General features: G+C 71.7%; 11 protein-coding genes. 8 read left to right on the top strand and 3 right to left on the bottom strand.

The window, feature by feature from the left end; translation table 11 throughout:
• Position 1: 1 nt before the first annotated feature.
• Genes ACIY1X_RS18880 through ACIY1X_RS18870 form a run of 3 tightly spaced genes read right to left on the bottom strand, consistent with a single transcriptional unit; the run spans position 2 to position 2,591 of the window.
• Positions 2-781, bottom strand: coding sequence for a glycosyltransferase family 2 protein (locus tag ACIY1X_RS18880; RefSeq protein WP_399683436.1), 780 nt, complete (start codon positions 779-781; stop codon positions 2-4).
• A complete protein-coding gene (locus ACIY1X_RS18875; protein ID WP_399683434.1) occupies positions 745-1,548 on the bottom strand; it encodes a lysophospholipid acyltransferase family protein in 804 nt (267 codons plus the stop codon). The genes ACIY1X_RS18880 and ACIY1X_RS18875 overlap by 37 nt, the downstream gene beginning before the upstream one ends.
• Positions 1,545-2,591: a hypothetical protein gene (locus ACIY1X_RS18870; protein WP_399683433.1), complete on the bottom strand. Its 1,047-nt coding sequence runs from the start codon at positions 2,589-2,591 to the stop codon at positions 1,545-1,547. The genes ACIY1X_RS18875 and ACIY1X_RS18870 overlap by 4 nt, the downstream gene beginning before the upstream one ends.
• Positions 2,592-2,757: 166 nt before the next feature.
• On the opposite strand from ACIY1X_RS18870, the gene ACIY1X_RS18865 reads away from it, so the two are divergent.
• Genes ACIY1X_RS18865 through rng form a run of 8 tightly spaced genes read left to right on the top strand, consistent with a single transcriptional unit; the run spans position 2,758 to position 9,519 of the window.
• Positions 2,758-3,483 (top strand): YebC/PmpR family DNA-binding transcriptional regulator, encoded by a 726-nt coding sequence (locus tag ACIY1X_RS18865; protein WP_399683431.1) that lies wholly within the window; start codon positions 2,758-2,760, stop codon positions 3,481-3,483.
• Positions 3,480-4,778, top strand: a complete 1,299-nt coding sequence (gene purD, locus ACIY1X_RS18860) for a phosphoribosylamine--glycine ligase (RefSeq protein ID WP_399683428.1) — start codon at positions 3,480-3,482, stop codon at positions 4,776-4,778. The genes ACIY1X_RS18865 and purD overlap by 4 nt, the downstream gene beginning before the upstream one ends.
• Positions 4,778-5,695, top strand: coding sequence for an oxygen-dependent coproporphyrinogen oxidase (gene hemF, locus ACIY1X_RS18855; RefSeq protein ID WP_399683425.1), 918 nt, complete (start codon positions 4,778-4,780; stop codon positions 5,693-5,695). Before purD ends, hemF begins: the two co-directional genes overlap by 1 nt.
• A complete protein-coding gene (gene nadD, locus ACIY1X_RS18850; protein WP_399683423.1) occupies positions 5,686-6,318 on the top strand; it encodes a nicotinate (nicotinamide) nucleotide adenylyltransferase in 633 nt (210 codons plus the stop codon). Before hemF ends, nadD begins: the two co-directional genes overlap by 10 nt.
• The gene (rsfS, locus tag ACIY1X_RS18845) at positions 6,315-6,917 is read left to right on the top strand and encodes a ribosome silencing factor (RefSeq protein ID WP_399683448.1); all 603 of its coding nucleotides are present in this window, start codon (positions 6,315-6,317) and stop codon (positions 6,915-6,917) included. Before nadD ends, rsfS begins: the two co-directional genes overlap by 4 nt.
• Positions 6,914-7,381, top strand: coding sequence for a 23S rRNA (pseudouridine(1915)-N(3))-methyltransferase RlmH (gene rlmH / locus ACIY1X_RS18840; protein WP_399683421.1), 468 nt, complete (start codon positions 6,914-6,916; stop codon positions 7,379-7,381). The genes rsfS and rlmH overlap by 4 nt, the downstream gene beginning before the upstream one ends.
• Positions 7,374-7,991 (top strand): Maf family protein, encoded by a 618-nt coding sequence (locus ACIY1X_RS18835; RefSeq protein ID WP_399683418.1) that lies wholly within the window; start codon positions 7,374-7,376, stop codon positions 7,989-7,991. The genes rlmH and ACIY1X_RS18835 overlap by 8 nt, the downstream gene beginning before the upstream one ends.
• Positions 7,992-7,998: 7 nt before the next feature.
• Positions 7,999-9,519: a ribonuclease G gene (rng, locus tag ACIY1X_RS18830; RefSeq protein WP_399683415.1), complete on the top strand. Its 1,521-nt coding sequence runs from the start codon at positions 7,999-8,001 to the stop codon at positions 9,517-9,519.
• Positions 9,520-9,651: the final 132 nt, after the last annotated feature.

Here is a 9,651-nt window from a genome sequence, read left to right as displayed (position 1 = left end):
CTCAGGGCTGGAAGGGCGGCAGCCGGCGCAGGCGCTTCCACAGCAGCATCGGCAGCCGCAGCACGAAGCCGATCATCAGGCGCGTGTGCATCCACGTCAGCAGCGCGTTGTCGCGGCCGTAGCGGAAGTGCGAGACGCCGCCTTCCTCGGCGCTCAGGTACTTCACCGGCGCATCGATGTTCACCGGCTTGACGCCGCGCCAGGCCAGGCGCACCACGGCCTCGGTGTCGAAGTCGAAGCGGCGCATCCAGGGCTGCTTCTCCATCACCGCCAGCAGCCCGTCCACCGGGTAGACGCGAAAGCCGTAGAGCGAGTCGCCGATGCCGGCGAACAGGGTTTCCAGCTGCGTCCAGCTGTTGGAGACCTTGCGCCCGCGCACGCGCAGCAGCGGCGCGCTGGCGTCGAAGACCGGCCGGCCGAGCACCATCGTCTCGGGCCGCTGCCGCGACGCCTGCATGAAGGCGGGGATCAGGTCGGCCGGGTGCTGGCCGTCGCTGTCCATCGTCAGCGCGTGGGTGAAGCCGGCGGCGCGCGCCGCGCGCAGGCCGTGCAGCACCGCCGCGCCCTTGCCCCGGTTGGACGGCAGGCGGAACACGCGCAGGCCGGGGTCGCCTGCGGCCTGGGCTTCCAGCCGCTCGCCGGTGCCGTCGGTGCTGCCGTCGATCACCACCCACACGGGGTTCCACTGCGCGCGGGCCGCAGCGACGGTCGAGAAAAGGCGTTCACCCGTGTCGTAGCTGGGGATCAGGACCAGGTGGGTGCGCGATGGTTGTTCTGGCATGCCTCCGGCGCTGTTCCTCGGGGCGCCGCCTCCATGTGGTGTCTGTAGTAGTTCTCGATTTTCGCCAGCATGGCGTCGCTGCCTTCCGTGGGCATGAAGCGCTCGCCCAGCCGCATGCGGAAGACGATGGGCAGCGGCGGCACGCGCCAGATCGGCCAGCCCTTGCCGAGGTAGGGCGAATCGGTGTCGATGAAGACGGTCTGGATGGGCGCCCCGGCCCGCCGGGCGATCAGCGTGACGCCGGGGCGGAAGGGGTTGAGCGTGTCGCCCTCGGTGCGCGTGCCCTCGGGGAAGACCACCAACTGGCCGCCGCTGCGCAGGTCGTCCACGGCCAGCCGGACCATGGTGCGCGCCGAGTCGTTGCGGATGTAGCGCGCCAGCCGCGCGCCGGCCCCGAGGAAGATGTTCTTCATCAGCGAGGCCTTCATGATGCAGGCGCTGCGCGGCAGGTGCGCCACCAGCAGCAGCGCATCGAGCATGGTCGGGTGGTTGGCGACGATGACCAGGCCCGGCTCGTCCTTCAGCGCGCGCAGGCAGCGGGCGTCGATGCGCATCATGCCCACCGCGCTGGCGACGGCCCAGAACAGGCGGTAGCCGTAGGCGATGCCGGCGCGGCCCACCGTGCGCCCCTGCGCGGGCGGCAGCAGCGGGTACAGCAGCATCGCCACCAGGTTCCAGGCCAGCGACATCAGGCCCAGGCCGAGCAGCAGCACGTAGAGCACCGGCGCGAGGAGGACGGCCTTGGCCAGGCGGTAGGCGCGCATCATGTCGGATCGAGGCGTCCCGGGGCCGTGGCGTGGGTCTCGATCTCCAGCAGCAGGTCGGCGCGGCAGATGTCGGCCTCCAGGAACACCGCCTGGCGCATGAAGCGTGATTCGGCGCCCAGCGCCTCGGCCAGCCGGCGGCGGATGTCCCCGGCATCCGCCGGATGGCGCACGTAGACGACCGGCTCGGTGTCCTCCAGCGCGAAGCGGGCGGTGGTGCGGCGGTTCGCCTCGCCGACGACGGTGCGCAGGTTCACCAGGGTCTCGGCCAGCTGCGCCGGCACGTCGCCGTGGTGCACCGTCTCGTGACCGACGATGCTGGCCGTGCCGGAGACGAACAGCGCCACCTCGCCGCCGCCGAGCTGCGCCAGCGCGGCGCGCGAGAAGGTCGGCGCGCGCGGGCCGTAGCGCTCGGGATAGCGGTAGGCCGACACCTGGCGCGGGTTCTCCACCGGCACCGGCGGCGCCCGGCCGGCCAGGAAGCGTACGCACAGGCCGCCATCGCGGATGCCCAGGGCGCAGGCGGCCGGCGCGCCGTCGAAGGCGGCGTAGCCGGCGTCGAGGAAAGCCTGCTGGCGGCCGGCGTTGAACTCGCGGTAGCGCTCCAGCCCGTGGCCCTCGGCGTTGATGCGCGGCAGGTAGTTCCACAGGCGCAGCAGGTGCGGGCAGCCGGACTGCGCCAGGGTCTGGAACACGTTGGCGTACGCGCGGTGGGCCAGCGCTTCCAGGCCACCGGCCTCGTCGGCCGCGCTCAGGTCGACCACGCCCAGCAGCCACTGGCCGTCGGTGCGCCAGCGCACCACGCCGGTGGTGCCGGACTGCACGGCTGCGCCGGCACGCCATACGTCGGCCTGCGGCTCGCCGGCCAGCAGCACGTGGGCGGCCACGCCGGTCATCCAGGGCTCGTGGCCGGTGGCGCCGTAGGCGAGGGCGGCGAAGGGCGGTGGATGGCCGGCTGCCGCCTCGGCCCGTACCTGGGCGAGGGGCCTGCGCTCGACGCGCAGGGCGGTGGCGGGCGGATCCTGGGGCGTCGGGCGTGCGGACATGGCAGGCGAGTATGCCGAAGCATCGGGCGCAGGCCCGGATCTGCTTCGCGGCGAGGGCGCCGATTATCACCAGCGCCCTTGACAGGCCCATGTAGGCCGCCGGCGCGGTGGGCGGACGTAAAATCGCGCCCCTTTTCAGTCAGCCGAGAGAAACGAGCACAGCGCCATGGCCGGACACAGCAAGTGGGCAAACATCCAACACAGAAAGGGCCGGCAGGACGAGAAGCGCGGCAAGATCTGGACGCGCGTGATCCGCGAGATCATGGTCGCCGCACGCCAGGGCGGCGGCGACCTGAACGCCAACCCGCGTCTGCGCCTGGCGGTGGACAAGGCCAAGGCCGCCAACATGCCGGCCGACACCATCAAGCGCAACATCGACAAGGCCACCGGCAACCTCGAGGGCGTGACCTATGAGGAGATCCGCTACGAGGGCTACGGCATCGGCGGCGCGGCCATCATCGTCGACACCATGACCGACAACCGGGTGCGCACGGTGGCCGAGGTGCGGCACGTGTTCAGCAAGTACGGCGGCAACATGGGCACCGAGGGCTCGGTGGCCTTCCAGTTCAGGAACGTGGGCCAGATCATCCTGGCGCCCGGCACCAGCGAGGACAAGGTGATGGAAGTCGCCCTGGAGGCCGGCGCCGAGGACGTGATCACCGGCGACGACGGTGCCATCGAGGTGCTGACGGCGCCGGGCGACTTCGAGGCGGTGAAGAACGCCCTGGAGGCTGCGGGCCTGACGCCCGAATTCGCCGAGGTGACCATGCGGCCCGAGAACAGCATCGAACTGGCCGGCGAGGACGGCGCGAAGATGCAGAAGCTCATCGACATGCTCGAAGACCTGGACGACGTCCAGGAGGTCTATCACAACGCGGAAATCGCGGAATGAAGGTCCTCGTCATCGGCGGCGGCGGCCGCGAGCATGCCCTGGCCTGGCGGCTGTCGCAGTCCGAGCGCGTCTCGAAGCTCTACGTCGCGCCCGGCAACGGCGGCACGGCGCTGGACAAGCGCTTCATCCCGGTCGATATCACCGACCCGGTGAAGCTGCGCGAGTGGGCCCAGGCCGAGAAGATCGCCCTCACGGTGGTCGGCCCCGAGGCGCCGCTGGCCGCCGGCGTGGTGGACGAGTTCCGCGACCACGGCCTGCGCATCTTCGGCCCCACCAAGGCAGCCGCGCAGCTCGAGAGCTCCAAGGCGTTTTCCAAGGCGTTCATGAAGCGCCACAAGATCCCCACGGCCGAGTACGAGACCTTCGACGACCCGGCCGCCGCCCACGCCTACGTGGACGCCAAGGGCGCGCCCATCGTCGTCAAGGCTGACGGCCTGGCGGCGGGCAAGGGCGTGGTGGTGGCGATGACGCCGGCCGAGGCGCACGAGGCCATCGACTTCATGCTGGTCGACAACACGCTGGGCATCAGCCACAACGAGGGCAAGGCGCGCGTCGTCATCGAGGAGTTCCTCGATGGCGAGGAGGCCAGCTTCATCGTGCTGTGCGACGGGAAGAACGTGACGGCCCTGGCCACCAGCCAGGACCACAAGCGCCTGCTCGACGGCGACCAGGGCCCCAACACCGGCGGCATGGGTGCGTACTCGCCGGCACCGGTGGTCACGGCCGAGGTGCATGCCCGCGCCATGCGCGAGATCATCCTGCCCACCATCAAGGGCATGGAGAAAGACGGCATCCCCTACACCGGCTTCCTCTACGCCGGCCTGATGATCGACCGCGACGGCCACCCCAGGACGCTGGAGTTCAACTGCCGCATGGGCGACCCGGAGACGCAGCCGATCATGATGCGGTTGAAGTCCGATCTGTTCGAGGTGCTGTGGCACGCCACCGACGGCACGCTCGACCAGGTCGAGCTGCAGTGGGACCGCCGCGTGGCGTTAGGAGTGGTGCTGGCGGCGCACGGCTATCCGCTCGCGCCGCGCAAGGGCGACGCGATCGCCGGCATCCCGGCCGAGGCGCCCGATGCCGTGGTGTTCCATGCCGGCACGGCGCTGCAGGACGGGCAGCTCGTCACCAGCGGCGGCCGGGTGCTGTGCGTCACCGTGCTGGCCGACAACATCCGCCTGGCGCAGCAGCGTGCCTACGAGGTCGCGGCGCAGGTGCGCTTCGACGGCGTGCAGTACCGCAAGGACATTGGCCACCGCGCTGTGGCGCCGCGCGGCGGGCAGGGCGGCTGATGTCCGTTTCCCAGCCGGCCCTGGTGGGCGCCTGGTTGCGCGGCCTGCAGCAGCGCATCATGGATGCGGTGGAGGCCGCCGACGGCGGCACGGCGGTGCGCGACGCCTGGAAGAAGGCGCCCGGCGAGCCGCTGCAGGGCGAGGGCCTGACCTGCATCCTGGAAGGCGGCGCGCTGTTCGAGCGCGCCGGCTGCGGCTTCTCGCAGGTGCGCGGGCCGAAGCTGCCGCCCTCGGCCACGCAGCACCGGCCCGAACTGGCCGGCGCGCCCTTCGAGGCGATGGGCGTGTCGCTGGTCTTCCATCCGCGCAACCCCTACGTGCCGACGGTGCACATGAACGTGCGCATGCTGGCCGCGCTGCCGGCCGATGCCGAGCCCGTGTGCTGGTTCGGCGGCGGCATGGACCTGACGCCGTACTACGGCTTCGAGGAGGACGCGGTGCACTTCCACCGCACCTGCCGCGATGCGCTGGCCCCCTTCGGCGACGGCCTGTACCCGCGCTTCAAGACCTGGTGCGACGAGTACTTCTTCCTCAAGCATCGGGGCGAGCAGCGCGGCATCGGCGGCATCTTCTTCGACGACTTCGCCGAGCTGGGCATGGCGCGCAGCTTCGAGATGCTGCAGTCGGTCGGCGAGTCCTTCCTGCCGGCCTACCTGCCCATCGTCGAACGCCGCCGCGGCATGTCCTGGGGCGAGCGCGAGCGGGCGTTCCAGCTGTACCGGCGCGGCCGCTATGTCGAGTTCAACCTGGTGTGGGACCGCGGCACGCACTTCGGCCTGCAGTCGGGCGGGCGCACCGAGTCGATCCTGCTGTCGATGCCGCCGCAGGCGAGCTGGGCCTACCAGTGGGCGCCCGAGCCGGGCTCGCCCGAAGCGAGGCTCTACACCGACTTCCTGCCGCGCCGCGAATGGCTCTGAGCAACGAGGCCGGCCGGCCGCGCATCGGCTTCTTCGGCGGCGCCTTCGATCCGCCGCACCTGACGCACGTGGCGCTGGCGCGCGAGGCGCTGGCCCAGGGCCGGCTGCAGGAACTGCGCGTCTTCCCGACCGGCCACGCCTGGCACAAGGCGCGCACGCTCAGCCCGGCCGTGCACCGCATCGCGATGGCGCGGCTGGCCTTCGGCGAGCTGCCGGGCGTGGTGGTGGACGAGCGCGAAACCCGGCGCGACGGACCCACCTACACCATCGACACCCTGCGCGAGCTGCAGGCCGAGCGGCCCGACGCGCAGCTCGTGCTGCTGCTGGGCACCGACCAGGTGCGCGCGCTGCCGAGCTGGCACGGCTGGCAGGAGATCCTGTCGATGGCCGTGATCCTGGTGGCCGAGCGCATCGGCCCGGGGGGCGCCGCCGACCCCTTCGACCCCCACACCCTGCCGGGCATGCCGCCCGGCGCGCGCTTCGAGCGGCTGGGCCTCGCGCCCACCGCCGCCAGCGCCACCGACATCCGCGCGCGCGCCGCGCGGGGCGAGGACCTGTCCCGACTGGTTCCCCCCGCCGTTGCACGCTATATTGACCAGCACCACCTCTATCGCACGACCTGATGAGTTCCTTCGCCACCGAAGCCGCCGCCAAGAAAGACATCCAGAAACTGCAACGGGCCATCGTCGATGGCCTCGAGGACGTCAAGGCGCAGGACATCCAGGTCTTCAACACCGAGCACCTCTCGCCGCTGTTCGAGCGGGTGATCGTCGCCTCCGGTACCTCGAACCGCCAGACCAAGGCCCTGGCCGCCAGCGTGCGCGAGGCGGTGAAGGACGCCGGCTTCTCCAAGCCCCGCATCGAGGGCGAGGAGAACGGCGAATGGATCATCGTGGACTGCGGCCCGGCCGTCGCCCACATCATGCAGCCGGCCATCCGCCAGTACTACCGGCTGGAGGAGATCTGGGGCGAGAAGCCGCTGAAGCTCAGGGGCCCCGGCGCTGCCAAGGCCGCAGCCGCCGCGCCGGCCAAGGCGCCCGCGGCGAAGAAGACCGCGGCCGCCAAGACGCCGGCCGCCCCGACGAAGAAGGCTCCGGCGAAGAAGGCGCCCGCCGCCAAGGCCGCGCCGGCCAGGAAGGCCGCCGCCGGGAAGCCGGCCGCGAAGAAGGCCGCGCCGGCGAAGAAGGCCGCCGCCAAGAAGGCGCCCGCCCGCAAGGCATGAAGCTCTGGGTCGTCGCCGTCGGGCAGCGCGTGCCCGACTGGGCGCAGACGGCCTGGGACGACTACGCCAAGCGCTTTCCGCCCGAGCTGAAGCTCGAGCTCAAGGCCGTCAAGACCGAGCCGCGCGCCAGCAAGACGCTTGACACGCTGCTGGCCGCCGAGCGCGAGCGCATCGAGGCGGCCATCCCGCGCGGCACGCGCATCGTCGCGCTGGACGAGCGCGGCACCGCCCTGACCACCAAGGCCCTGGCCGCGCGCCTGACGCACTGGCAGGGCGAGGGCGGCGACGTGGCACTGGTCATCGGCGGGCCCGACGGCCTCGATCCCGGCTTCAAGGCCGCCGCCCATGAACGCATCCGCCTGTCGGACCTGACCCTGCCGCACGCCATGGTGCGCGTGCTGCTGGCCGAGCAGCTCTACCGCGCCTGGTCCGTCAACGCCGGCCATCCGTACCACCGTGAATAGCAAGAACGCGCCCGCCTTCGTCTACCTCGCCTCGCAGAGCCCGCGCCGGGCACAACTGCTCGACCAGCTCGGCATCGCGCACCGGCCGCTGCTGCCCACGCCCGACGAGGATGCCGAGGCGCTGGAGGCGGTGCTGCCGCGCGAGTCCGCCAGCGCCTACGTGCAGCGCGTGACGGCGCTCAAGCTCGATGCCGCCGTGCGCCGGATGAAGGCGCGCGCTCTGCCGGCCGCGCCGGTGCTGTGCGCCGACACCACCGTGGCGCTGGGCCGCGGCATCCTCGGCAAGCCGGCGGACGCGCAGGACGCCGCGCGCATGCTGGCCTCGCTCGCCGGCCGCACGCACCGCGTGCTGACCGCCGTGGCCGTGCAGTCCGGCCGGCGGCGCCTGCAGGCGCTGAGCGTCTCGCAGGTGCGCTTCGCACCGCTGACGCGCACGCAGATCGCCGCCTACGTCGCCAGCGGCGAGCCGCTCGGCAAGGCCGGCGCCTACGCCATCCAGGGCCGGGCCGGCGCCTTCGCCGAGCACATGGCGGGCAGCTATTCGGGCATCATGGGCCTGCCCGCCTTCGAGACGGCGCAACTGCTGCGCCGCGCCGGCTTCGCCCTCTGAACGAGACATGCAGGACATCCTCATCAACTGGTCGCCGCAGGAAACGCGCGTCGCCGTCGTCGAGCACGGCGCGGTGCAGGAACTGCACGTGGAGCGCACGCTGGAACGCGGCCTGGTCGGCAACGTCTACCTCGGCAAGGTCCAGCGCGTGCTGCCGGGCATGCAGTCTGCCTTCATCGACATCGGCCTGGAGCGCACCGCCTTCCTGCACGTGGCCGACCTCGTCGCGCCCTTCACGCCCGGCTCGCGCGGGGCGGCCGCGCCCGTCGACCGCGAACCCGGCCGCGCCGCGCAGGTGCCCATCGAGAAGCAGGTCTTCGAGGGCCAGTCGCTGCTGGTGCAGGTGATCAAGGACCCGATCGGCACCAAAGGCGCGCGCCTGTCCACGCAGATCAGCATCGCCGGGCGCATGCTGGTCTTCCTGCCGCAGGACAACCACATCGGCGTGTCGCAGAAGATCCCGCTGGCCGAACGCGACGCGCTGCGACAGCGGCTGCTGGCGCTGGCCGAGGCCGCGGCGCAGGGCGACGGCGGGCAGGGTGCGTCGAGTCATGGCGGCTTCATCCTGCGCACCAACGGCGAGGACGCCAGCGACGCCGAGCTGGGCGACGACATCGCCTACCTGCGCAAGGCCTGGTCGCGCATCCGCGAGCTGGCGCTGCGCATGCCGCCCATGTCGCTGCTGCACCAGGACCTGAGCCTGCTGCAGCGCGTGCTGCGCGACCTGACGACCGAGGAGACCACCAGCATCCGCATCGACTCGCGCGAGCAGTACGAGCAGTTGCTGCGCTTCGGCCGCGAGTTCATGCCGCAGGCGGCGGGCAAGCTGCAGCACTACACCGGCGAGCGGCCCATCTTCGACCTCTACAACGTCGACGACGAGATCACGCAGGCGCTGGGCCGGCGCGTGCAGCTCAAGTCGGGCGGCTACCTGGTCATCGACCAGACCGAGGCGCTGACCACGGTGGACGTGAACACCGGCGGCTTCGTCGGCGCGCGCAACTTCGACGAAACGGTCTTCAAGACCAACCTGGAGGCGGCGCAGGCCATCGCGCGGCAGCTCCGGCTGCGCAACCTGGGCGGCATCATCATCGTGGACTTCATCGACATGGCGCGCGACGAGCACCGCGAGCAGGTGTTGGCCGAGTTCCGCAAGCAGCTCGCGCGCGACCGCGTGAAGACCACCGCCGGCGGCTTCTCGCAGCTCGGCCTGGTCGAGATGACGCGCAAGCGCACCCGCGAGTCGCTGGCCCACATGCTGTGCGAGCCCTGCGAGGCCTGCGGCGGCCAGGGCATCGTGCGCACCGCGCGCACCACGGCCTACGACGCGCTGCGCGAGATCCTGCGCGAGGCGCGGCAGTTCACCCCGCGCGAGTTCCGCATCGTCGCGCCGCCGCAGGTGATCGAGCTCTTCCTCGACGAGGAGAGCCAGCACCTGGCGGGCCTGTCGGACTTCATCGGCAAGCCGATATCGCTGCAGGCCGAGCCGGCGATGGGGCAGGGGCAGTACGACGTCGTGCTGCTGTGAGCGCCGCCCGGCCGTCCGAAGGCACAGTCCGTAGGACGGAGGGTCGGCCGGTGAGCGCGGCGCGGCTCAGGGCCGCTGCGCCAGCCACTGCCGCGGCGACTGCCCCAGCCGCTGGCTGAACCGCCGCGACAG

Origin of the sequence: Xenophilus sp. (assembly GCF_044462705.1) — a bacterium.
Lineage (GTDB): Bacteria > Pseudomonadota > Gammaproteobacteria > Burkholderiales > Burkholderiaceae_C > Xenophilus > Xenophilus azovorans.
Note: the sequence above shows the minus strand (reverse complement) of the source record. Positions and strands in the feature narration are given on the sequence as shown.